Below are 25,995 nucleotides of genomic sequence, written 5' to 3'. Positions count from 1 at the left end.
CTCCCGGCCCTCGGCCCCCGGGCCCCGGCACCTGACCTCTGGCCCTGGCCCCCTGGCCCTCGGCCTCGGCTCCTGGCCTCCGGGCTCCGGGCTCCCGGCCCTCGGCCCCCGGGCCCCGGCACCTGACCTCTGGCCCTGGCCCCCTGGCCCTCGGCCTCGGCTCCTGGCCTCCGGGCTCCGGGCTCCGGGCTCCCGGCCCCCGGCCCCCGGCCCCCGGCCCCCGGGCCCCGGCCCCCGGGCCCCGGGCCCCGGGCCCCGGCACCTGACCCCTGGCCCCTAGCCCCGGCACCTGACCCCTGACCCCTGGCCCCTGGCCCCCGGGCTCCGGGCCCCGGCCCCTGGGCTCCCGGCCCCCGGGACTCCGGCACCCGGAGGACGGTCTCCGCCCCCTGGGGTTACGAACGTCCGGCCCCGGCTGCGGGCCGGGCTCCGCACACGAAAGCCCGGGACGCACAGAACCGCCCTGCGCGGGCCCCCTTCCGGGGGTCCGCGCAGGGCGGTTCAAGGAGCGGGGTCGCTCAGGAAGGCACCGCCACGGGGTCGCTCAGCGAACCGGTGGCGTTCTCCGTCCAGGACTGGTCCCCCTCCGAGCGGGACCTGATGGTGAGGCTGCGGCCCCCGGACGGGTCCTCGGGACCGACGACGACCTGGAGGAGCGCCGCGTCGTGCGCACCGAAGGTGACCGGGGCGTTCAGGACCAGTTCCGCCACCTCGTCCAGACCCACCGTGAGAGCCGCGTGCAGCGCCAGTTCGACGAACGCGGTGCCCGGCAGGATCACCGTCCCCATGACGATGTGGTCGGCCAGCCACGCGTGCGTGGTCAGCGTCACCCGGCCGGTGAACAGGTGGCTGCCGTCCGGGAGTTCCGTGGCCGTGGCCAGCAGCGGATGGGTGGCGGACTCCAGACCGAGGCCCGCGGGCGAGCCGATGGAGTCGACCGCTTCGAGCCAGTAGCGACGGCGCTGGAGGGCGTACGTGGGAAGCGGGACGCTGTGGGCCCCACGCCTGGTCAGGAACCCTTCCCAGTCGACGGCCGCGCCGCCCGCACGTGCCTGGACGAGACCGTCGAGCAGGGTGACCGGCTCGGTGCCGATGTCGGACCGCAGCAGCGGTACGGCGGTGGCCTCGGGCAGCGCCTCACGGGCGAGAGCGGTCAGGACGGCGTCCGGGCCGATCTCCAGGTAGACGGTGACACCGTCGTCGTGCAGCGCGGTCAGGGCGTCGTGGAAGCGGGTGGTGTTGCGGACGTGGCCGGTCCAGTAGTCGGCGCCGGTGACCTCGGCGCCGGCGGCCCGGCCGGTGACCGTGGACACCAGGGTGGCGCCCGGCGTGCGGTAGGTGAGGGACTCCGCGACGCCGCGGAACTCGTCGAGCATCGGGTCCATGAGCGGGGAGTGGAAGGCGTGCGAGACGGTGAGCCGCCTGGTGCGCCGGCCCTCCTCCTTGAAGTGCTCGGCGATGGCGGTCACGTCCGCCTCGTCACCGGAGACGACCAGGGCGCGCGGACCGTTGATGGCGGCGATGCCCGTGCGCTCGGTCAGCCACGGAGCGACCTCCTCCTCGGTGGCCTCGATGGCGATCATGGCTCCGTCGGACGGCAGGGCCTGCATCAGGGTGCCGCGGGCGGCGACCAGGCGGCAGGCGTCGTCCAGGGACAGGATCCCCGCCACGTGCGCCGCGGCGATCTCACCGACGGAGTGGCCCACGAGGTGGCTGGGCACCACGCCGAACTCGTCGGCGAGGAGCCGGCTGAGGGCGATCTGCAGGGCCAGCATGCCGGGCTGCGTGAAACGGGTCTGGTCGAGCAGCGTGGAATCGCTGTCGAAGACGACGTCCTTGACGCTCCGTTCGGCGTCGAGGTACCGGTCGAGCGTGGCGCAGACCTCGTCGAACGCGTCCCGGAAGACCGGATACGTCTCGTGGAGCACCCGTCCCATGCCCGCACGCTGGGCACCCTGACCGGTGAAGAGGAAGGCGACCTTCTTGCTCCGGGGCCTGGTGGGAAGGGCGACCGGGGAGGGCGCCTGGACGAGCGCGCCGAGGCGGGCGAGCAGATCCTCCCGGGAGCCGCCGACGGCGGCGGCCTGGTGCTCGAAGGTGGCGCGGTCGGTCACCAGCGAGTAGGCGATGTCGTCCGGGTGCAGCTCCGGGTGCTCGGTGGCGTGGTCCAGGAGCCGCTGGGCCTGGTCGCGCAGGGCCTGCTCGGACCTGGCGGACAGGATCCACGGGACGAAGGCCCCTCCGGAGGGCTCCGGCTGCCGCTCGGTCTCCGTGGTCTGCGGCGTGGGCGCCGCCTCCAGGATCAGGTGGGCGTTGGTGCCGCTGATGCCGAACGAGGAGACGGCGGCGCGGCGCGGGTGGTCGGTCTCGGGCCAGGGCCGTGCCTCGGTGAGCAGCTCGATGTTGCCGGCCTCCCAGTCGATGTTCGGGCTGGGCTCGTCGACGTGGAGCGTCTTGGGCAGCGTGCCGTGCCGCATGGCCTGGATCATCTTGATGACACCGCCAAGCCCCGCGGCGGCCTGTGCGTGACCGATGTTGGACTTGAAGGAACCGAGCCAGAGCGGCTCGTCCCGGTCCTGTCCGTACGTGGCCAGCAGGGCCTGGGCCTCGATCGGGTCACCCAGCGAGGTGCCCGTGCCGTGGCCCTCGACCGCGTCGACCTGGTCCGGGGCGAGCCCGGCCGCGGCCAGAGCGGCCTTGATGACGCGCTGCTGGGCCGGCCCGTTGGGCGCGGTCAGGCCGTTGGAGGCACCGTCCTGGTTGACGGCGGAGCCGCGGATGACGGCCAGGACGGGGTGTCCGTTGGCCTCGGCGTCGGAGAGACGCTCCAGCACGATCATGCCCGCGCCCTCGGCCCAGGCGGTGCCGTCGGCACCGGCTGCGTAGGACTTGCAGCGGCCGTCGGGGGCCAGGCCGCGCTGGCGGCTGAACTCCATGAACATGCCGGCGTTGGCCATGATCGTGGCGCCGCCCGCGAGGGCCATCGTGGACTCGCCGCTGCGCAGCGACTGGCAGGCCAGGTGCATGGCGACCAGCGAGGAGGAGCAGGCCGTGTCGACGGTGACCGCCGGACCCTCCAGACCGAGCGTGTAGGCGATGCGCCCGGAGGCCACACTCGACGTCGTACCCGTCAGCAGGTAGCCCTCGACGGGCTCGCCGCCGTGGTGCGTCAGCGACACGTACTCCGTGGAGGCGACTCCGGCGAAGACACCGGTGGAGCTGCCGCGCAGGGTGTCGGGCCGGATGCCCGCGTACTCGAACGCCTCCCAGGCGGTCTCCAGCAGCATCCGCTGCTGGGGGTCGAGCGCCAGGGCCTCGCGGGGGCTGATGCCGAAGAACTCGGCGTCGAAGCGGTCGGCGTCGTAGAGGAAGCCGCCCTCACGGGCGTACGTCTTCCCGCGGACGTCGGGGTCCGGGTCGTACAGGTCCTCGACGTCCCAGCCGCGGTTGTCCGGGAACCCGCCCACCGCGTCACGGCCTTCCGCCACCAGCTGCCACAGTTTCTCCGGCGTGTTGGCGTCGCCGGGGAAGCGGCATCCGATGCCCACGATCGCGATCGGCTCGGGCGCGCCGTCCTTCGCGGTCACGGTACGGGTGGCCCGTCGGGCCACCTGGGCACTGGCCTCGGACTGTCCGCTGCCCACCAGTTCGGTGCGCATGTAGCCGGCCAGGACCTCGGGTGTGGGGTAGTCGAACAGCAGGGTGGAGGCGAGCCGCATCCCGGACGCCTTGTTGAGCGTGTTGCGCAGTTCCACCGAGCTGAGCGAGTCGAATCCCAGCTCCCTGAAGGAGTGCGTGGGCTCGATCGCGGAGGCCGAGCCGTGGCCGAGGACGGCCGCCACGTGCGTGCGGAGGAAGTCCAGGATGATCTGGAGCTGCTCCGCCTCGGGCTGGCCCACGAGCGACTGCCGCAGTCCGCCGGCGGCCCCTGCCGATCCGGACGTCTGGGCCGCGCTGCGCAGCGGCGCCCGGACCAGGCCGCGGAAGAGCGGTGCCACCGGGGCGGACGCGGCGCGGGCGCGCAGGCCCGTCAGGTCGAGCTTGGCCGGGACCAGGGCCGCCGGAGCGGCCCCGAACGCCGCGTCGAAGTGTCCGAACGCCTGGTCGGCGGGCATCGGCAGCAGACCGTTGCGGTTCATACGTGCCTGGTCCTGCTCGTCGAGCGTGTCGGCCATACCGGTCTGCCACAGGCCCCAGGCGAGGGACTTGGCGGCCAGTCCCGCCGCACGGCGCTGCTGCGCGAGTGCGTCGAGGAAGGCGTTGGCGGCGGCGTAGTTGGCCTGGCCCGGGGAGCCGAGGACACCGACCACCGACGAGAACAGCACGAACGCGTCCAGGTCCATGTCCTGGGTGAGCTGGTGCAGGTTCCAGGCGGCGTCCACCTTCGGGCGGAGCACCCCGTCGAACCGCTCGGGGCTGAGTGCCGTCACGATGCCGTCGTCGAGCGTTCCCGCGCAGTGCACGACTGCGCCGAGCGGGTGCTCCGGCGGCAGGCCGGCGAGCAGGGCTTCGAGAGCCTCCCGGTCGGCCGCGTCGCAGGCCGCGATCGTGACCTCGGCGCCCAGTTCGGCGAGTTCCGCGACGATGTCGCTGCCCGCCCTGGCACCGCTGCGGCTGATGAGCAGCAGCCGCCGTGCGCCGTGGGTGTCGACCAGGTGACGGGCGAGGAGCGAGCCCAGCGCGCCGGTACCGCCGGTGATGAGCACCGTCTTCTGTGGATCGAACGGCGCCGGTGCGGCGGCCGCCCCGGTGTCGGGGGCGTCGCTGCGGACACGGCCGAGGCGCGGAGCGACCAGCCGTCCGTCGCGCAGGGCGAGCTGCGGTTCCGAGCTGGCGAGAGCCGCCGGCAGGGCCCGCAGGGACGCGTCCGTGCCGTCGAGGTCGACCAGGACGAACCGGTCCGGGTGTTCGGACTGGGCGGTGCGGATCAGTCCCCAGACCGCCGCGCCGGCCAGGTCGCCCTGCTCGTCACCGGCGCCGGTGGACATCGCGCCCCTGGTGAGGATCACCAGACGCGAGTCCGGCCGTTCGTCGGCCACCATCGCCTGGACGAGGCCGAGCACGTGATGCGTGAGGGAACGGGTGGCCTGCACCGGGTCGGCGCCGGGCTCGGACACGCACCAGGTGACCAGGACGTCCGGTCCGTCGGTCGCGTTCTCCCGCACCGCGGGCAGCGTCACCGGGTCCGGCTGGATGTCGACCTTGGCACCGAGCCGGGACAGGGACGCCGCCAGGTGGCGCTCCCGCGGATCGGCGACCACGGCCCACTTCGTGCCGGCCGTGGCCTGGGCGTCGCCCTCGGGTGCCGGGACGGCGAGCCAGTCGACCTCGTACAGCTCTCCGGCGTCGGCGGCCCGCGCGGCGGCGAGCTGGTCGGGACCGACCGTCCGCATGATCAGGGAGTCGATCGACATCACCGGTGCGCCCGTCTGGTCGGAGATGACCAGGGACACGGTGTCGTCGGTGGGCCACAGCAGGCGGATGCGCAGGGCCCTCGCGCCGGTGGCGTGCAGGGCCACACCGGACCACGAGAACGGCACCCGGATGGAGTCGCCCGACGGGTCGTCACCGGTGATCAGCGCAGCCGGCTGGAGGGCCGAGTCGAGCAGGCCCGGGTGGATACCGAAGGCGCCGGGATCCGCGTCCTCGGGGAGGGAGACCTCCGCGTAGGTCGTGGTCCCCTCTCGCCAGGCCGCCCGCATGCTGCGGAACAGCGGTCCGTAGCCGAAGCCTCCGTCGGTGACCCGGCGGTAGAACTCCTCCGTGTCCACGGGCTCCGTGCCGGCCGGGGGCCAGACCTCGTCCGCGAGCACCTCGATCGCGGCGGGCACCTCCCTGCGCTCGGGCGCGAGCGACCCGGTGGCGTGGCGGGTCCAGTCGGTCTCGGACGGTGCGTCCTCCAGCCGGGAGTAGACCGTGAAGGAGCGATGCCCGGAGTCGTCCGCCGGCTCGACGAAGACCCGCAGCTGGAGCGCCCCGGTCTCCGGCACGGAGAGGAACACGTGGTGGGTGAGCTCCTCGATGTGCTCGCAGCCCACATGGCCGGCCGCGTGCAGGAGCAGGTCGACGAAGGCCACACCGGGCACGATCATCGTGCCGAAGATGATGTGCTCGGCGACCCAGGCCGGATCGGTCCCGCTGATGCGGCCGGTGAAGAGGTGGCCGCCCCCGTCCGGGAGTTCGGCCAGGGTGGTGAGCACCGGGTGGCCGGTCGCCTTCAGCCCCAGCCCGTCGGCGCCCATGGCGGGCTTCGCCGCTTCGAGCCAGTAGCTCTGGCGCTGGAAGGGGTAGGTGGGCAGGGCCTGTGCGGTGGTCTGCGCCGGGGTGACGGGTGACCAGTCGACGGGGACCGTGGTCTGGGTGTGCAGCGTGGCCACGGCGGCGAGCAGGGTGTGCCGTTCGTCGCGGTCGCGGTGCAGTACGGGAGTGAGGGTGGTGTTGTCGGCGTCCTCGGGCAGGTTGTCCTGGGCCATCGTGGTGAGCGTGGCGTCGGGACCGAGTTCGAGGTAGTGCCGCACTCCGTTGGTGTGCAGGGTGTTGATGCCGTCGGCGAAGCGGACCGCGTCGCGGACGTGCTGCACCCAGTAGGCGGGGGTGGTGATGTGGTCGGGTTCGGCCGGCCGGCCGGTGAGGTTGGAGATCAGCGGCACGGCGGGCGTGTGGTACGTGAGCGCCGAGGCGACCCGCTCGAACGCCTCCAGCATGGGATCCATGCGGGGTGAGTGGAAGGCGTGCGAGACGGTCAGCCGCCTGGTGCGCCGGCCCTCCTCCTTGAAGTGCTCGGCGATGGCGGTCACGTCCGCCTCGTCGCCGGAGACCACCAGAGCCTTCGGGCCGTTGATGGCGGCGATGCCGGTGCGCTCGGTCAGCCGCGGCGTGACCTCGTGCTCGGTGGCCTCGATGGCGATCATGGCGCCGTCGGTGGGCAGGGCCTGCATCAGGGTGCCGCGGGCGGCGACCAGGCGGCAGGCGTCGTCGAGGGAGAACACGCCGGCGGCGTGCGCGGCCGCGATCTCGCCGATGGAGTGGCCGGTGAGGTAGTCCGGTGTGACACCGAACGAGGTGACGAGGCGGTGCAGCGCCGTCTCCAGGGCGAACAGTCCGGCCTGTGTGTAGCGGGTCTGGTTGAGGAGGGTCGGGTCGTCGTCGAAGACGACGTCCTTGACGCCGCGTTCGGCGTCGAGGTGACGGTCCAGGGTGGCGCAGACCTCGTCGAACGCCTCCCGGAAGACGGGATGCGTGTCGTAGAGGCGGCGTCCCATGCCCGCCCGCTGCGACCCCTGACCCGTGAACAGGAACGCCGTCTTACCGGGAAGAGGCGTACCACGCACCACGGAGGGCGACGGAGCGTCGAGGACGAGGGCGTCCAGGGCCCGGCCGAACGCCTCGTGTCCGTCCGCCACGACCACGGCCCGGTGCATGAAGAGGCTGCGGGTGGTGGACAGGGCGTGGGCGATCCGGTCCGGACGCAGCCCCGGGTCGAGCGTGAGGAGATCGTGCAGCTGCTGGGCCTGGGCGCGCAGGGCCTGCTCGGTCTTGGCGGACAGGACCCACGGAACGAGGGTCCCCTCGACGAACTCCGGCTCCTGCCCGGTCTCCGCGCCCTGCGCCTCGGGTGCGGCTTCGAGGATGAGGTGGGCGTTGGTGCCGCTGATGCCGAACGAGGAGACGGCCGCGCGGCGCGGGTGATCGGTCTCCGGCCACGGCCGTGCCTCGGTCAGGAGCTGGACCTTGCCGGTGCTCCAGTCGATGTGCGGGCTCGGCTCGTCGGCGTGCAGGGTCTTCGGCAGGGTGCCGTGCCGCAGTGCCTGGATCATCTTGATGACACCGCCGATGCCGGCGGCGGCCTGTGCGTGACCCACGTTGGACTTGAAGGAGCCCAGCCACAGGGGCTCTTCACGGTTCTGCCCGTACGTGGCCAGCAGCGCCTGCGCCTCGATCGGGTCACCCAGGGTGGTGCCGGTGCCGTGCGCCTCGACGGTGTCGACCTGGTCGGGCGTGAGCCCCGCGCTGGCGAGAGCGGCGTTGATGACGCGCTGCTGGGAGGGCCCGTTGGGCGCGGTCAGGCCGTTGGAGGCACCGTCCTGGTTGACGGCGGAGCCGCGGATGACGGCCAGCACGTGGTGACCCCTGGCCCGGGCGTCGGAGAGACGTTCGAGGACGACCATGCCGGCGCCCTCGGCCCAGATGGTGCCGTCGGCGCCCGCCCCGAAGGACTTGCAGCGGCCGTCGGGGGCCAGCCCGCGCTGGCGGCTGAACTCCATGAACATGCCGGGGTTGGCCATGACGGTGGCGCCGCCCGCGAGGGCCATCGTGGACTCGCCGCTGCGCAGCGACTGGCAGGCCAGGTGCAGCGCGACCAGCGACGACGAGCAGGCGGTGTCGACGGTGACGGCCGGACCCTCGAAGCCGAAGGTGTAGGAGAGGCGGCCCGAGGCCACACTCGCCGTCGTACCCGTCAGCAGGTAGCCGTCGACGGGCTCGTCGTCCTGGTAGGTCAGCGAGGCGTACTCCTGCGTGACGACTCCGGCGAACACGCCGATGGAGCTGCCGCGCAGGGTGTCGGGCCGGATGCCCGCGTACTCGAACGCCTCCCAGGCGGTCTCCAGCAGGAGTCGCTGCTGGGGGTCGAGCGCCAGGGCCTCGCGGGGGCTGATGCCGAAGAACTCGGCGTCGAAGCGGTCGGCGTCGTAGAGGAAGCCGCCCTCACGGGCGTACGTCTTCCCGCGGATCTCGGGGTCCGGGTCGAAGATGTCGTCCAGGTTCCAGCCACGGTTCGAGGGGAACGTGCCGATGGCGTCCACGCCCTCGGTGACCAGCCGCCACAGCTCCTCCGGCGAACCGGCGTCGCCGGGGAAGCGGCAGCCCATGCCGACGATGGCGATGGGGTCGTCGTCGGGAACGCCGTCCGCGGTCTCGGCGGCGTCCGCGGACTCCACGACCGCCACCGACTCGGCGGTGCCGGCCGTGGCCAAAGCCTCCTCGTCGACCAGTTCGTCCTTGAGGTAGGTGATCAGCGCGGCGGGCGTGGGGTAGTCGAACAGCATGGTGGACGGCAGGTGCATGCTCAGCGTCTCGCTCAGCGCGAGAAGCAGCTCCATGCCGGCCAGCGAGTCGAAGCCCAGCTCCTTGAACGGCTGCTCGGGGTCGATCACCGGCGGAGAGCTGTGGCCCAGGACGACGGCGGCGTGCCTGCTGAGCAGGTCCAGGAGGACGGCGCGCTGTTCGGCCTCGGGCAGACCGGCGAGTTGCCGGCCCAGCGACGCGTCGTCCCGGACGGTGTCGCTCGCGCGCTCGGCGGGCGCCGCCTGGGCGGGGACCAGCTCGGTCAGCATCGGCGACAGCCGGACCGAGCCCTTCTGAGCGCGGGCGCCGGCCACGTCGATCCCGGCGGGCACGAGCGCCGCCCGCTCCGTCCCGAGGGCCGCGTCGAAGAGTTCGAGCGCGCGCGGGGCGGGCATGGGTGCCAGTCCGCCGCGGCTCATCCGGGCCAGGTCCCGCTCGTCGAGCGTGTCGGCCATGCCGGTCTGCCACAGGCCCCAGGCGAGGGACCTGGCGGGCAGTCCGGCCGCCCGGCGGTGTTCGGCGAGCGCGTCGAGGAACGTGTTGGCGGCGGCGTAGTTGGCCTGGCCGGGAGAGCCGAGGACACCGACCACCGACGAGAAGAGCACGAACGCGGCCAGGTCCAGGTCCTGGGTGGCCCGGTGCAGGTTCCACGCACCGTCCACCTTCGGACGCAGCACCGTGTCCAGCCGGTCTCGGTCGAGCTCGGTGACCACTCCGTCGTCCAGGACACCCGCGCAGTGCACGACCGCGCCGAGCGGGTGCTCCGGCGGAAGGTCCGCGAGCAGGGCGTCGAGCGCCTGCCGGTCGGCCACGTCGCAGGCCGCGACGGTGACCTCGGCGCCGAGGCCGGTCAGCTCCTCGATGAGGGCGCCCGCCGCGTCGGGACCGCTCCTGCTGGTCAGCAGCAGCCTGCGGACACCGTGCCGGGTGATCAGGTGGCGGGCCAGCAGGGCGCCGAGGGCGCCGGTGCCGCCGGTCACGAGGACCGTCCGCTCCGCGTCGAACGCCGTGACGGGTTCGGCGGCGGTGGTCACGGGGGCGAGCCGCGGCACGAGCAGTTCGCCCGCACGGACGGCGAGCTGCGGTTCCGCCGCGGCCAGGGCCGCGACGGCGGCCTCGGCGGAGGCCGGCGAGCCGTCGAGGTCGACGAGCGCGAACCGGTCCGGGTGCTCGGACTGTGCCGTGCGGATCAGGCCCCACACCGCCGCGGCGGCCGGATCGGTGTCCGACCCGCCGCTGTCCGCGTCGGTGGAGACCGCGCCCTCGGTGACGATCACCAGGCGGGAGGAGGTGTCCTTGGCGGTCAGCGTCTCCTGTACGAGTTCCAGGACCTGGTGGGTCGCGGTGTGCGCCGCTCCGGCCGGGTCGGTGTCGTCGCCGGTGGTGACCCGGGCGACGACCGTCTGCGGCCGGTCCGCACCCGCGCGCAGCTCCGTGTGCAGGGCCGCCGCGTCCGGGTAGGCGCGGGCGTCGGCGCCGAGCGCGGCGAGAGCCGCGCCGAGCACCTGGTCGTCCGCGTCTCCGAGCAGTGCCCATGTCGCTCCCGCGACGGGGCCCGAGGGCGTGGGCACCGGGTGCCAGACGACCTCGTGGAGCGCGCCGTCGCGGTCGGGCCGGGCGGCGTCGAGCTGCTCGGGCCGGACCGGACGCAGGACGAGCGAGTCAGCGGTCAGGACCGGCGTCCCGGAGGAGTCCGTGACCTTCAGCGAGACCGTCTCCGGACCGGGACGGGTGATCCGGACGCGCAGGGAGTGCGCGCCGGTCGAGTGCAGGGCCACGCCGCTCCACGCGAAGGGCACGTGGATCGTGCCGTCCGCCCCGTCGCCGGCCGCGGCCAGCAGGAACGGGTGCAGCGCGGAGTCGAGCAGCCCGGGGTGGACGCCGTAGCCGGCGGGTGCGGTGCCCGCGGGCAGCGAGACCTCGGCGTACAGCGTGTCGCCGTCCTGCCAGGCGGCCTTCATGCCCTGGAAGACCGGACCGTAACCGAGCCCGGCCTCGGCGATCCGCCGGTAGAAGCCGTCGGTGTCGAGAGGCTCGGCGGAGGCCGGAGGCCAGGCCGCGTCGGCCGGGTCGCCGGTCACCGCGGCGTCCTGCGCGGCGGAGTCCAGCGTGCCGGTGACGTGGCAGGTCCAGTCGGAACCCCACGGCGCGTCCTCGGGCCGGGTGTGGACCGCGAAGGCCCGCCGCCCCGTGTCGTCTGCGGACCGGACGTGGACCCGGAGCTGCAGGGCGCCGCGCTCGGGAAGGGCCAGGAAGACGTGGTGGGTGAGCTCCGCGACACGCGTGGCACCCACCAGGGTGGCGGCGTGCAGCAGCATGTCCACGAACGCCACGCCCGGCATGACCGGGGTGCCGAAGACGGCGTGGTCGGCCGCCCAGGCGGGCGCGGAGGCGTTCACCCTGCCGGTCAGGAGCAGCCCGCCCGGGTCGGGAAGCTCGGCCGCGGTGGTCAGCAGCGGGTGTCCCGTGGCGGTCAGGCCCGCCGACGCCACGTCTCCCGTGGTGGTGGCGGTGAACCAGTGACGCTCCCGCTGGAAGGCGTAGGTGGGGAGGTCGGGCAGGGTGCGCGGTGCACCCAGGTGCGCGGTCAGATCGGCCGGTGCCCCCGCGGCGTGGACGTGCGCCACGGCCGTGAGGAAGGTGACCGGCTCGGAGTGCCCCGTCCTCAGGACGGCGGTGCCGGTGGCCTTGCCCGCGGTGGTCTCGTTCACGAGCGCGGTCAGGACCGGGTCGGGACCGAGTTCGAGGTAGTGGCGGACGCCCTCGCTCTGCAGGGTGGTGATGCCGTCGGCGAAGCGGACCGCGTCGCGGACGTGCTGCACCCAGTAGGCGGGGGTGGTGACGTGGCCGGGGTCGGCGATCAGCCCGGTCAGGTTCGAGACGAGCGGGATCACCGGGGCGTGGTAGGTGAGTTCCGCGGCCACGCGCTCGAACGCTTCCAGCATGGGGTCCATGCGGGGTGAGTGGAAGGCGTGCGAGACGGTGAGGCGGCGGGTCTTGACGCCGTGTCCGGCCAGGACCGCGGCGATGTCCGCGGTGGCCTCCTCGTCACCGGAGATGACCAGGGACGAGGGGCCGTTGACCGCGGCCACGGAGACCTGGTCCTCAAGGCCCTCGAGCAGCGGACGGACGTCGTCCTCCGAGGCGCGCAGGGAGATCATGGCGCCGTCGGTGGGCAGGGCCTGCATCAGGGTGCCGCGGGCGGCGACCAGGCGGCAGGCGTCGTCGAGGGAGAACACGCCGGCGGCGTGCGCGGCCGCGATCTCGCCGATGGAGTGGCCGGTGAGGTAGTCCGGTGTGACACCGAACGAGGTGACGAGGCGGTGCAGCGCCGTCTCCAGGGCGAACAGTCCGGCCTGTGTGTAGCGGGTCTGGTTGAGGAGGGTCGGGTCGTCGTCGAAGACGACGTCCTTGACGCCGCGTTCGGCGTCGAGGTGACGGTCCAGGGTGGCGCAGACCTCGTCGAACGCCTCCCGGAAGACGGGATGCGTGTCGTAGAGGCGGCGTCCCATGCCCGCCCGCTGCGACCCCTGACCCGTGAACAGGAACGCCGTCGCACCTTCGCGGGCCACTCCCGTGACCACCGTGCGCGACGTCTCCTGCCGGCTCAGCGCGCTCAGACCGGCGATCAGCTCGTCGCGCCCGCTGCCGAGGACCACGGCCCGCTGCCCGAACCGTGCGCGGCTGGCCACGAGGGCGTGGCCGACGTGGACCGGGTTCAGGTGCGCGTGCTCGGTGACGTGGTCCAGGAGCCGCTGTGCCTGCTCCCGGAGGGCCTGCCCGGTCTTGGCGGACAGGACCCACGGGACGACGGTTCCCTCGGGAAGCTCCGGCTCCTCCTCGGTCTGCGCCTCCTGCGGCGCGGGCGGCGCTTCGAGGATGAGGTGGGCGTTGGTGCCGCTGATGCCGAACGAGGAGACGGCGGCGCGGCGCGGGTGGTCGGTCTCCGGCCAGGCCCGCGCCTCGGTGAGCAGCTGGACGTTGCCGCTGCTCCAGTCGATGGACGGGCTGGGCTCGTCGACGTGCAGCGTCCTGGGCAGCGTGCCGTGCCGCATCGCCTGGATCATCTTGATGACGCCGCCGATGCCCGCGGCCGCCTGGCTGTGACCGATGTTCGACTTCAGGGAGCCCAGCCACAGGGGCTCTTCGCGGTTCTGCCCGTACGTGGCCAGCAGGGCCTGCGCCTCGATCGGGTCACCGAGCGAGGTGCCGGTGCCGTGCGCCTCGACGGCGTCGACCTGGTCGGGCGTGAGTCCGGCACCGGCCAGGGCCGCGCTGATGACGCGCTGCTGGGAGGGGCCGTTGGGCGCGGTGAGGCCGTTGGAGGCGCCGTCCTGGTTGATCGCGGAGCCGCGGACGACGGCCAGGACGGTGTGTCCCTTGGCCCGGGCGTCGGAGAGACGCTCCATCAGGACCATGCCCGCGCCCTCGGCCCAGATCGTGCCGTCGGCGCCGGCCGCGAAGGACTTGCACCGGCCGTCGGCCGCGAGCCCCCGCTGCTGCCCGAACTCCACGAACATGCCCGCGGTCGCCATGACCGTGACGCCGCCCGCCAGGGCCAGCGAGCAGTCGCCGGCCCGCAGGGACTGCGCCGCCTGGTGCATCGCGACGAGCGACGACGAGCAGGCCGTGTCGATGGTCACCGCGGGACCTTCGAGACCGAAGGTGTAGGCGAGGCGACCCGAGGTGACACTCGCCGTGTTGCCGGTGAGGAGATAGCCCCCCAGCCCGTCGTCGCCCTCGTGCAGGCGCGGGCCGTACTCCTGGGACATCGCGCCCACGAACACCCCGGTGCTGCTGCCGTGCAGCTCACCCGGATCGATCCCGGCGCGTTCGAACGCCTCCCAGGCCACCTGCAGCAGCACGCGCTGCTGGGGGTCCATCGCGGTGGCCTCGCGCGGGCTGATGCCGAAGAACTCGGTGTCGAACTCGGCGGCGTCGTGCAGGAACCCGCCCTGCCGCGTGTAGGTCTTGCCGCGGACACCGGGCTGGGGGTCGTACAGGGCGTCCAGGTCCCAGCCGCGGTCGGTGGGGAAGCCCGAGATCGCGTCCACGCCGTCGTCGACGATGCGCCACAGGTCCTCGGGGGAACCGGCGCCGCCGGGGAAGCGGCAGGCCATGCCGACGATCACGATCGGGTCGTCGGCGTCCGCCGCCGAGACCGTCAGCGGCGCCGCGTACGGGGCCGGGGACGTGCCGTCACCGAGGGCCAGCTCGCACAGCCGCCGGGCGAGCCGGGAGGGGCTCGGGTGGTCGAAGACGAGGCTCTCCGGCAGCGCGAGTCCGGTGGCCTGCGAGATGCTCTCCCGGAGCTGGACCGCCATCGTGGAGTCCAGGCCCGACTCACGGAAGGCCCGGTCGACGTCCACCGTGTCCGTGCTCAGATGACCGAGCACGATGGCCGTGCGCAGCCGCACCAGCTTCAGCGCCTCGCGGTGACGCTCGTCCGGCGACAGCCCGGCCAGCGTCTGCGACCACGAGGGGCCCGCGGCCGTGGTCTCGTCGAGCTCCGCCGGCAGCTGCCGGTCGCCGGTCCGCGCGGCGGGCCGGAACGCGTCCGCGACCTCGGGCCAGTAACTCCTGCGCTGGAAGGCGTAGGTGGGCAGCTCGACCCGGCGCGGTGTCCGCCCCGTGAAGACGCCCGACCAGTCCACCGGGATACCGTGCACGTGCAGTTCCGCCAGCGAGGTCAGCAGCTGCGGCCACGGTGCTTCCTTGCGCCGCAGCGATCCCACGACCACTGCCTCCGGCAGCGTCTCGCGCAGTCCGAGCGTGAGGACGGGGTGCGGGCTCGACTCGACGAACGTGCCGAAGCCGGCCTCCGCCATGACCCGCAGGGTCTTCTCGAAGAGCACGGGCTGACGGAGGTTGGTGTACCAGTACCCGGCGTCGAGGCCGGGCGTGTCGACGGCGCTCGCGGTGACCGTCGAGTAGAACTCGATGTCGCACGAACGCGGCGTCACCCCGGCGAGCTGCTCGAGCAGCTGCTCCCGCAGGGCCTCCATGTGCGGCGAGTGCGAGGCGAAGTCCACGGCGGGCACGGCCTTCGCGCGGATCCCGTCCGCCTCGCAGCGGGCCAGGAAGGCGGCCACGGCGTCGGGGGACCCGGCCACGACCGTCGCGCTGGGCCCGTTGACCGCCGCGATGCTCAGCTCCCCGTCGAAGGGGGCGATGTAGTCGGAGACACGCTCGGACGGCAGCGGCACCGACGCGAGGGCTCCGGTGCCCGCCAGCGTCATGATCGTCCGGCTGCGCAGCGCCACGATCCTGGCGGCGTCCGCGAGGTCCAGGGCGCCGGCGATGTGCGCCGCGGCGACCTCGCCCTGCGAATGCCCGACCACCGCGTCCGGCCGGACCCCGAGCGACTCCCACACCCGGGCGAGCGAGACCATCACCGCGAAGAGCACCGGCTGGACGACGTCCGCGCGGTCCAGGGCGGGCGCCCCGGGCTCCTCGTTGAGGGTGTCCACCAGCGACCAGTCGACGTACGGGGCGAGGGCGTCGTGGCAGGCTTCGATGGACGTACGGAAGACCGCCGACGTCAGCAGCAGTTCGCGGGCCATGCCCTCCCACTGGGAGCCCTGGCCCGGGAATACCAGTGCGACCTTCCCGTGCTCGCCGGTCACGCCGGTGATGAGTCCCGGGATCTCGGCGCCGGTCCGCAACGCCTCCAACTGGGCGTCGTGGTCGGGTCCGAGGACGACGGCACGGTGTCCGAAGTGCGTGCGCGAGCCGGCCAGCGACGAGCCGATGTCGAACGCGTCGGCGTCCGCCGCCCGGCGCTCCAGCAGCCGCCCGGCCTGGGCGCGCAGAGCCGCCTCCGTACGGCCGGACACCGGCCACGGGGTCAGCGGGACCTCGGGCTCACCGGTCCGCGGCGCGTCCTCCGCGGGCGCGGTCCGCTCGGGTGCCTCGGCGAGCACGACGTGGCAGTTCGTCCCGCCCACGCCGAAGGAGCTGACGCCGGCCAGCAGCGGCGCGTCCGGCCACGGGCCCGACTCGGTCTGCACGCGCAGGTTCAGTGCCTCGGGGTCGATGGCCGGGTTCGGCGTCTCGTAGTTGAGGCTCGCCGGGATCTCCCGGTGCCGGATGCTCAGCGCCGTCTTGATCAGCCCGACGATGCCCGCCGCGCCCTCCAGGTGCCCGACGTTGGTCTTGGCCGAGCCGACGAGGACGGGCGAGTCCGCGGGACGCGCGCTGCCGTACGCGGCGCCTACACCGGCCGCCTCCAGCGGGTCGCCCGTCGGGGTGCCCGTTCCGTGCAGCTCCACGTAGTGGACCTGGTCCGGGTCGACGCCGGCGTTCTCGCACGCCTGCCGCAGCACCGTCGCCTGCGCCTCGGCGCTGGGCACGGTGAGCCCTTCGGTGGCGCCGTCGTTGTTGACCGCGCTGCCGAGGATGACCCCGTACACCGTGTCGCCGTCGCGCACCGCCTGCGCCAGCGGCTTCAGCACGACGACTCCGCCGCCCTCACCGCGTACGTATCCGTTGGCGCGGCTGTCGAAGGTGAAGCAGCGTCCGTCGGGCGACAGACCGCCGAACCTTCCGGCGACCTCGGCGCTCTCGGGCGCGAAGTTGAGCGCCACGCCACCGGCCAGCGCCAGGGAGCACTCGCCCCGGCGCAGGCTCTCCACCGCCAGGTGCACGGCGACCAGGGACGACGACTGCGCCGAGTCGACCGACAGGCTCGGGCCGTTGAGGCCGAGCGCGTAGGACACCCGGTTGGCGATGACACCGCGGTTGAGACCCGGCAGCGAGTGCTGGGTGATGGCGCCGCCGCGCTGCGCGAGCGCCGCGTAGTCGCCGGCGATCGCGCCGACGATGACGCCGGTGGCGGTGGAGCGCAGGGTCTCGGGAACGATGCCCGCGTCCTCCAGCGCCTCCCAGGCCAGTTCGGCGAAGAGCCGCTGCTGCGGGTCGATCGCCACGGCCTCACGCGGTGAGATGCCGAAGAACTCGGCGTCGAACTCGTCCACACGATCGAGGAACCCGCCCCGGCGCAGTCCGGCACGGTGGCGCTCCGGCGCGTCCGGCAGCACCTCGTCCGGGTCCCAGCGGTCCGGGGGTACCTCGGTGATCGCGCTTCGGCCTGCTCGCAACAACTCCCAGAAGGCACCGGCGTCGGGTGCCTGGGGGAGGCGGCATGACAAGCCGGTGATTGCTATGGCGTCAGTAGCGTGCACAAGATCACTCGTCATAGTGGCGAGCGCCTCCCTCATCATGCGCTCCGAAAACGCCGGGCTGGCGTTCGTCCTGAGGGATTGATCATTGACTTTTCCGACCACCCCCAGCTACCCGTAGCGCCCCCTAGGCCGCCTCGCTCGGATCAACTGATGGCCGGGCCATAGGTGTTGTTCCCCGGCGCGCAGTGGGTACGGATCGCCAGTTGGGCCTTCTACAAGGGGCCCGCCCTGCCCCGCCCGCGCGCGATGCCCCTACGGCGACCGTGGTTCCCCTGCGGCGACCGTGGTTCCCTGTCCCGCACGGGAGTTGGACCCCGGTAGGGGGTGTACCCAGCAACACCCCAGACCTGGGTCATACACCCAGTGTGCGATCGCCCGACGGTGCGTAACTTCCTACTCGTGGCATGACAAGTGTCCATGATCCCGTGACATCGGCGGACGGCACGCGGCGCCGCCACCCGTCCGATCGACGGCCGATCTGCCCCCATGGCACGGCGCGGCAACGCGACCGAGCCCGTTTCTCATGACCTGATCCACCCCCAGACCGGGAGTACATCTCGTGGCCACGTTTCTCTACAAACTAGGACGATTGGCGTTCCGGCGCCGTATCTACGTTGCTCTCATGTGGGTGGTGCTGCTGGTTCTCTCCGGCGTCGGTGCCGCGTCCGCGTCCAGCGCGGGATCCAGCTTCGCCATTCCGGGCACGGAGGCGCAGAAGGCGTTCGACCTGATCGACGAGCGCTTCCCCGGCAGCAGCGTCGACGGGGCGACCGCCCGGATCGTCTTCGAGGCGCCGAAGGGCGAGAAGATCACCTCGCCCGAGAACCGGGCCACGGTCAAGAAGCTCATGGACGCGCTGCCCGCCGGTTCGGACCAGGTCGGACAGGTCCCGGACCCGTACACGAGCAACGCCGTCTCCGCGGACGGTTCGACGGCCTACATCCCGGTCTCCTACAAGGTCACCTCGCTGGAGCTGACCGACGACACGGTCACGTCGCTGAAGGACATCGCGGCCGACGCGCGGGACACCGGGCTGACGGTCGAGATCGGCGGTGACGCCATCCAGACGGTCCCGGGCGGCGGCGTCACCGAGTCCATCGGTATCGGCCTGGCCGCGATCGTGCTCGTCATCACCTTCGGCTCCATGATCGCGGCGGGTCTCTCGCTGCTCACCGCGCTGATCGGCGTCGGGATCAGTGTCTCGGTCATCGCCGCCCTGGCCGGCGTGATGGACTTCGACCCCACCACCAGCGTTCTCGCGATCATGATCGGCCTCGCCGTCGGCATCGACTACGCCCTGATCATCGTCTCCCGCCACCGGGCGGAGATGGCGAACGGGCACGACCCGGAGGAAGCCATCGGCCGTGCGGCCGGGACGGCCGGATCCGCCGTGTTCTTCGCGGGGCTCACCGTCGTCATCGCGCTCGTCGGACTCTCCGTCGTCAACATCCCGATGCTCACCAAGATGGGCCTCGCCGCAGCCGGCACGGTCACCATCGCCGTCCTCGTCGCGCTCACGCTCGTGCCGGCCGCCATGGGGTTCGCGGGCAGGCGCGTGCTGAGCGAGAAGGGCCGCGCGAAGCAGCTCGAGCGGCTCTCGACCACCGGCAAGCCCAACATGGGCGCCCGCTGGGCCCAGTTCGTCCTGCGCCGCCCCGTCGCCGTGGTCCTCGTGGGGATCGTCGGCCTCGGTGTCGTCGCCGTCCCGGCGGCCTCGCTGGAGATGGGCCTGCCCGACAACGGCTCGCAGCCCACCAGCACGACCCAGCGCAAGGCGTACGACATGATCTCCGACGCCTTCGGGCCCGGCTTCAACGGCCCGCTGGTGGTCGTCGTGGACACCAAGGGCAGCGACAACGCCCAGCAGACGGCCGGTCAGGTCGCCGACGCGGTGAAGAACGTGAAGGACGTCGTCGCCGTCACGCCCCCGCTCTTCAACGAGTCCGGCGACACCGCGATGATCACGGCAGTCCCGAAGGACCGCCCCTCGTCGATCGAGACGGAGGACCTGGTCCACGCCGTCCGTGACGCGGGCGGCAAGGTCGCCGCGGACAACGACGTGCGGGTACTGGTCACCGGTCAGACCGCGCTGAACACCGACTTCTCCGAGAAGATGAACGACGCGCTGGTGCCCTACCTCGCGGTCGTCGTGGGTCTGGCGTTCCTGCTGCTGATGCTCATCTTCCGGTCGGTCCTGGTCCCCCTCAAGGCCGCCTTCGGGTTCCTCCTCTCGATCGTCGCCGCGCTCGGCGCGGTGGTCGCGGTCTTCCAGTGGGGCTGGCTCGCGGACGTCCTGGGCGTCGAGCAGACCGGTCCGATCATGTCGATGGTGCCGATCTTCATGGTGGGTACGGTCTTCGGCCTGGCCATGGACTACGAGGTCTTCCTGGTCACCCGGATGCGTGAGGCGTACATCCACGGGGAGCAGCCGCAGCAGGCGATCGTCAGCGGCTTCCGGCACAGCGCGCGCGTCGTCACCGCGGCCGCGGTCATCATGACGGCGGTCTTCGCGGTCTTCGCGGTCTTCTCCGGCTCCACCCAGGCGATGATCAAGCTGATCGGCTTCTCGCTGGCCGTCTCGGTCCTCTTCGACGCCTTCGTCGTCCGGATGGCCATCGTGCCCGCGGTGCTCGCACTGCTCGGGGACAAGGCGTGGTGGCTGCCGCGCTGGCTCGACCGGATGCTGCCCCACGTGGACGTGGAGGGCGAGCGTCTTCGGGCGACCCTCGACAGGGATGCGCACCACTCGGATTCCGGCCCGGACGCCGGCCAGGACTGGAACAGGGGGATGGCGCAGGTCTGACCCGTCGTCGTGCCGATCGCCGGACGGACCTCACGGGTCCGTCCGGCGATCGAGGTAGGGAGACGCGGCGCGCCCAGGTGCGCGGCAGCGGGCAGGACGCAGCGCAGCGAAGTCCGCCCGGCCCGTCGGTGACGGGCCGGGCGGACTTCGTGACGACGGACCCGGGGGTCAGGCGGACTCGTAGCTGACGGCGGGAGCCGACTGCAGGAGCTGCTCACGGTTTCTGACGCCCAGCTTGCGGTAGACGCGGGTCAGATGCTGTTCGACGGTACTGACGGTGATGAACAGCTTCTCGGCGATCTCACGGTTGGCGTACCCCTGGGTGGCGAGCACGGCGACCCGCCGCTCGGACTCACTGAGCCCGTCGAAGCCGTCCTGGCCCGCCCGGTCGCCCTCACGGGAACCCCCGCTCCCTCGTGCGGCGACCTTCTGCGGTGCGGACGTCGGCAGCAGCGACTGGCACAGCGACTCGGCCTGGCACGCCTTGGCGAGCCGCCAGGCCCGCCGCGCGGTCGGCCGGGCCCGCTTGTCACCGAGCCGCTGGTAGGCGCGGCTCAGATCGGCCAGGACGGCGGCGGCCTCGTACCGTGCGCCGCAGCCTTCCAACAGCCGGAACGCCTCCCGCAGGACGGGCAGTTGCTTCGCTGTCGCCTGCGTCAGGGCCAGTGCGTGCAGGGCCATCCCGCGCGAGCGCGTGAGCCCGGTGTCCGGTCTCGCGAGCTGCTCCTCGACGAGCCGGGCCGCCCGCTCCTTCTCACCCAGCCGCAGCCACGCCTCGGCCTCGCCCAGCCGCCAGGGCGCCAGGGCGGGTGTGTCGATGTTCCAGCGCCGCATCAGCAGCCCGCACTCCTGGAAGTCGGTGAGCGCCAGGTACGTGTTGCCGGTCGCGAGGTGATGGCGGCCCCGCGCGTACAGGTAGTGCAGCCCCGCGCGGGTGAGGAACAGCGCGGGCGGCGGCTCGGGCACCAGGTAAGAGGCCGCGGCCGCGTGGTCGCCTCTGGCGGTGTGGGCCTCTATGAGTATGGCCAGCGCCAGCGCGCTGCTGACGTTCCACTTCGGCCCGGACAGGCGGGCGTAGGCGGTCTCCGCCCTGCGCACGGCGTCGGCCAGCCGTCCGCGCCGCAGCGCGATGAGCGCGCCGACACACTCGCCCTGGGCCCGCCAGCCGGGGGCGTCGGAGTTCCCGGCGTCGGCGGCGAGGAGCTCGTACCACTTGTCGGCGGCGTCGATCCGATCCGCGTAGCACAGCGCCAGCAGCGCCTTCGGCAGCCCGCTGAGCTTCGAGGTCGGCCGGTCGCTGGTGCCCTGGAACACCTGGTCGGCCAGGGCTATGGCGTATTCGTCGGCCCCTCGCTCCAGGACGAGGGCGAGGGCGTGTCTGGCCCGCAGTTCGGAGTGGGAGGTCGCCGGGGCGGTGGTGGCCAGCAGCGGACGGCTCAGCCGGTCCAGCACCCCCGGGACCTCCGAGACCATCAGCATCCGCGTGCTGTGCAGCGCGGTCGCCGTCTCCTCGTCGCTGTCGTTGAGGTGGTCGACGACGTCCACCGCCTCGTCGAAGCTGAGGTGGAACAGCATGCCCTCGGCGATCCACCACGCCTCGTCGCCCGTCAGTTTCCCTTCGAGTATGGAGTCCTTGAGGCCGAGGAAGTGCAGGGCGGAGTCGGCCGGGTTGAGCTGCCACTGCCCGTAGGCGTACTGCGACTTCACGGACAGCCGCTGTGTCTCGTCCGCGGAGCATTCGCGGGCCAGCTCCAGGTACCGGATGGCCTGCGGCAGCGCGCCGTCCTCCAGGGACTGGGCGGCGGCCGCACGCAGCACGGGCAGCACCCATTCCTCGTACAGCGGGCCGATGCCGATGAGGTGCACGGCGACCGACTGCGGCGGTGCCCCGTTGTCGTACAGCAGACGGGCGGCGCGGTACCGCAGGTGCGTCACCCGGTCGTGCGGCATCTCACCGATGACCGCCTGCCGTACGCCCGCCTGCCGCAGCCGGGACCCGTCCAGCGCGCCGATGCCGTCGAACAACCGGGTGTACCGCTTGAGCAGCTCCGTGTCGATGCCGCTCAGCCGGCTCAGCAGGACGGGGGTCGCCTCCTCGTCCAGCAGGGCGAGGCACTGGGCCAGCCGGATCGCGCGTGGTCCGAGCCGGTGCAGGTAGGCGAGGATCGCCTGGTGGAAGACGGGGCCGGTCGACAGTTCCTCCTCCCGGACCGGCCAGGCGTCCAAGCCTTCGTCCTCGGCGGGCGCCGGCTCCGCCGCGGCTTCGGCGGCGGCCTGCTGCCGGTACTCCTCGATGAGTCCCTCGGCGAGCAGGGGGTTTCCCCCGCTGAGCCGGTGGATCTCGAGGATCATCCGGTTCGAGGGGAGGGCCGGGAGCCGGCTCGCCACCAGTTCCCTGATCCCCAGCGGCGAGAACGGTTCCAGGTGGAAGTGCCGCGCGCTCGTCCGGTACAGCAGGTCGTGCAGGACGGGAGGCGGCGGTTCGTCGACGGAGATGCCGTGCGTGAACACCAGCGCCAGTGGCAGCTGGCTCAGGCGCTGAGCGAGGTAACGCAGGCAGGAGAGGGTCTCCGGGTCGGTGTGCTGGATGTCGTCCACCGCGATCAACACCGGCCGCCGGGCCGAGAGCTGGGCGACGATCCGGTGCGTCTGCCGGGCGACGGTCAGTGGATCGTCCGCGGTCTGGGGCGGAGTGGGCACGATGGTCAGGCCGGTCGGTCTGCCGCGACGGGCGGTGCTCGCGGCCCCGCCGTGCGGGGCCTCCCCGCCGGGTGAGTGGGCGTTGATGGAATGCATGAGCTGGGCGAGTGCGCTGTAGGGAACATGGCGCTCGTCGGGCGAGCTGACGACGCTGAGCACCATGGCGCCCGCCGAGGTGGCCCGTTCCGTCAGGGCGTGGAACAACGTTGTCTTGCCGACCGCGGTCGAGCCGCTGATGGTGGCGATGACACCGCTGCCACGCGAGGACTGGATCAGTAGATCGTCCAGCTGTTCAAGTATTTTGCTGCGCTCCCGTAACACTGCTTGGAACACCCCTGTCAATCTTCGAGCATGGAGCCAGCCCGTCTCCGACGTGGTAGGAGACGGAAGCGCTGCAAGTTTGTGACATTCATTCGGGCAATGTCCAGCGCCGACATATTTGGCGCGCCGCAAGGGGTCATGGATCGCCTCGTGCGCGGCTTTTACTGCTCTGAACAGTGCTTTTGCCGGTGGCGCGACGCGAATGGTCCTGACATCGGATGCTAGCGCGTGGCTGGATCTCTCCGAAAAACAGCCTATAGACGGCGTTCCGTTGTCTTCTTTTTGCCGCTTGAAGTCGAACGTGAAGGGGAAGGCTACTTTCCGGTTTTCGGACGGCGGTCCTCCGCGGGCCGGTCGTCGACGGGGTGGTGTTAGCGGTCGCTGTCTTCCCGGTTCTTGGGCAAAGCGCGGCCGTACGACGGCGGGAAAGGCGGCTCGGCCAGAGGTTTCGTGGCCGTGCGTGGCCGGCGGGCGCCGCGTTCCCCGCGCCGCCCGCATGATCGACTTTGCAGCCGCATTTCTTCGGTCCGGTCCGGCGGGCTCCTGGGTCCCCCACGTCCGTGCGTCGCAGGGAGGGCCGTCAGGAGAAAAGCAGAACACCATTCAACAAAAAACGGAGGGATGTGTGATGCTCGTCGCATCTGATGGCGAGCGCTTTCACCGGTTTCAGAATTGCCGGTTTTTCCACACCGGCCGGGGGGAGTCCGCGGTCCGATGTCGAACGTTCACGTCGATCTTACCGCGGAGTAACACAATTGCGGTCGAAGGGTCACGACGGAAGGACCCCACGGATCGCCGGACCCGCCGGAATCGAGTGCGCGCGCCGTCAGAAACCGGCGTGCGGGATGCGGGCGCCCCATACCTCACGCAGGGCGTCGCAGACCTCGCCGACCGTCGCGCCGGCGGCGAGGGCGTCCTTCATCGGGTACAGCACGTTGCCGGTGCCCGCGGCCGCCGTCCGCATCCCCGAGAGTGCCGCGCCCACCCGTTCGTGACAGCGCCAGGCACGCACCTTCGCTATGCGTTCGGCCTGCCGGGGCTCGGTGGCGGGATCCATCCGCGGCGGTTCGCCGGGTCCTTCCGCGTCGGGCCGGCCGCGGCCGACGCCGACCAGCACGCGTTCGCCGACGTCGGCCCCCTGGGGGACGCGGCACGCCGAGCGCTCGATCCGGTCCTTCTGGAAGCCGTGCCCGATGGCGCTGACGGCCCCGCCCAGCTCCTCGACCTCGGCCATCAGCTCCAGGGCCGACGCCTCGATGCCGGCGGTCAGCCACTCCACCTCGTCGGACCCGGCGAACGGATCGGCCACGGCCGTCGTGTCCTGTGCGCCGGCCCGCATCCGCCGGATGCGCGGCGCCGCGCCCCGCCCGCCCACCCGCACCGGGTCCGCTCCGGGCCGCCGGACGGCCGCCCGCGTCCTGGCCGTCCGCGTGTGGAGACGCAGCGCCTGCGACTCGGGGTCCGCCGCCCCGAACTCCGTACGCAGCACCCGCGCCCAGATCCGCCGCGCCGCTTGGAACGTGGCGACCTCCTCCGTGCCGCCGGCGCGCGCCCCGAAGGAGAACGACAGCCGCGGTGCGAAGTCGTCCACACCGATCCCCGCCGCCACCGCGGTCCGCACGTACGCGATGCCGTCGGCCAGCACGAAGGCGATCTCCTGTGCCGGGGAGGCACCCGCCTCGGCCAGCCGGCGGCCCGAGACGCAGAGGGGGTCCCAGTTCGGGAGCTCGGCCCGGCAGTACCTGAACAGGTCCGCGGTCAGCCGCGCCGAGGGCCCGGGCGGAAAGATGTGGGTGCCCCGGGCGAGGTACTCCTCGAGCACGTCGCTCTGCACCGAACCGGTCAACCGGTCGGCCGGCACGCCCTGTTCCTCACCCACCAGCTGGTACATCAGCAGCAGCGGAGCGGCCGGCGCGTTGACCGTCAGTGCCGTGGTCACCGTGCCCAGCGGGATCCCGCCGAACAGCACCCGCATGTCGTCCAGGGAGTCGACGGCCACGCCCGCCCTGCCGACCTCGCCCGAGGCGGTCGGCGCGTCGGAGTCGTCCCCCCTGCGGGTGGGCAGGTCGAAGGTGACCGACAGACCCGTCGTGCCGTGCGCGATCTGCCGGCGGTAGCGGGCGTTGGACTCCACGGCCAGGCCGGACGGTGATCCGCGCAGCACGCAGGGCTCCTTCCGGCACAGCCCGGACCGGCAGGTCCGTAGTCATGGAATGGGTGCGACACGCTTCGCGTCCGCCGCCGCGGCACAGCGGGGCGGTGGTGTGTCCGTACCGGTGGTCGCCCGGTCGAGGATCAGGATGAAGAGGTGATCGTACGGGTGTCAATGCCTCGTGGGCCCGCACGCGATCTCCCCGCAGGACATAGGGCACCGGGTCGTCCCACCAGGGGTCGGCAGGGGTTGTCCGCCGCCGTCGGCCGGCACCCACAGGCAACCCGCAGGAGCGCGGGACGGTCTTGTCGGGTGTCGGGCACACGAAGGCAGGGATGATGAATCTGAACACCGAGGTGACGTGGAGCGACGCGCGGGAGCGCCTGCCCCGCAGCGGTACGCCGGTGGCGGCGGCGATCACGGGCCGGTATCCGGCCGACGGTGCCACCGGGTCCGGTACCGCTTCGGGTGAGGAGTTCTGGCTGGTGAGACCGATGTACTTCACGACCCAGCACTGGAGCGAGGACGGGACGGAGTACGCGGACTGCTTCGTCGACTCCGACGGAGTCGTCCGGCTGCCCTACGGCCACCCCGGAGCCGAGACCGTGACGCACTGGGCCGCACTCCCCACCCTGCCGGGCGCCACGACGCACGGTGTTCTCGGAGAAGACGTGCGGGCCGCCCTGGAGAACGCGTGGGGCGCGGGTCCCGGCGCCTGACACCCGGCGCGCCCGGCCACCGTGCGGAGCGCCCGAGCGACCGGACGCCGC

The 25,995-nt window shown here is 72.4% G+C and carries 5 protein-coding genes; 2 read left to right on the top strand and 3 right to left on the bottom strand.

Annotated features, from left to right (window positions below; genetic code table 11):
- Nucleotides 1–518 precede the first annotated feature (518 nt).
- Nucleotides 519–17,288: a type I polyketide synthase gene (locus ACFYXC_RS15040; RefSeq protein ID WP_389551278.1), complete on the bottom strand. Its 16,770-nt coding sequence runs from the start codon at nt 17,286–17,288 to the stop codon at nt 519–521.
- Nucleotides 17,289–17,808: 520 nt separating this feature from the next.
- Here ACFYXC_RS15040 and ACFYXC_RS15035 point away from each other — a divergent pair.
- Nucleotides 17,809–20,052, top strand: a complete 2,244-nt coding sequence (locus ACFYXC_RS15035; protein ID WP_389551275.1) for an MMPL family transporter — start codon at nt 17,809–17,811, stop codon at nt 20,050–20,052.
- Nucleotides 20,053–20,220: 168 nt separating this feature from the next.
- On the opposite strand, the gene ACFYXC_RS15030 is transcribed toward ACFYXC_RS15035, so the two are convergent.
- Together ACFYXC_RS15030 and ACFYXC_RS15025 are read right to left on the bottom strand one after the other, a co-directional pair.
- The gene (locus ACFYXC_RS15030; protein ID WP_389551272.1) at nt 20,221–23,085 is read right to left on the bottom strand and encodes an ATP-binding protein; all 2,865 of its coding nucleotides are present in this window, start codon (nt 23,083–23,085) and stop codon (nt 20,221–20,223) included.
- Between the two features lie 814 nt (nt 23,086–23,899).
- The gene (locus ACFYXC_RS15025) at nt 23,900–25,237 is read right to left on the bottom strand and encodes a methylmalonyl-CoA mutase family protein (protein WP_389551269.1); all 1,338 of its coding nucleotides are present in this window, start codon (nt 25,235–25,237) and stop codon (nt 23,900–23,902) included.
- Between the two features lie 323 nt (nt 25,238–25,560).
- Between ACFYXC_RS15025 and ACFYXC_RS15020 the strand changes: the two genes are divergently transcribed.
- Nucleotides 25,561–25,944 (top strand): AQJ64_40280 family protein, encoded by a 384-nt coding sequence (locus tag ACFYXC_RS15020; RefSeq protein WP_388907000.1) that lies wholly within the window; start codon nt 25,561–25,563, stop codon nt 25,942–25,944.
- Nucleotides 25,945–25,995: the final 51 nt, after the last annotated feature.

Source organism: Streptomyces sp. NPDC002701 (genome assembly GCF_042889045.1).
Lineage (GTDB): Bacteria > Actinomycetota > Actinomycetes > Streptomycetales > Streptomycetaceae > Streptomyces.
Note: the sequence above shows the minus strand (reverse complement) of the source record. Positions and strands in the feature narration are given on the sequence as shown.

What these genes read in the sequence shown, in the direction of transcription:
- ACFYXC_RS15040 (WP_389551278.1), bottom strand. Translation starts at nt 17,288, where the DNA reads ATGATGAGGGAGGCGCTCGCCACTATGACGAGTGATCTTGTGCACGCT.
- ACFYXC_RS15020 (WP_388907000.1), top strand. Translation starts at nt 25,561, where the DNA reads ATGATGAATCTGAACACCGAGGTGACGTGGAGCGACGCGCGGGAGCGC.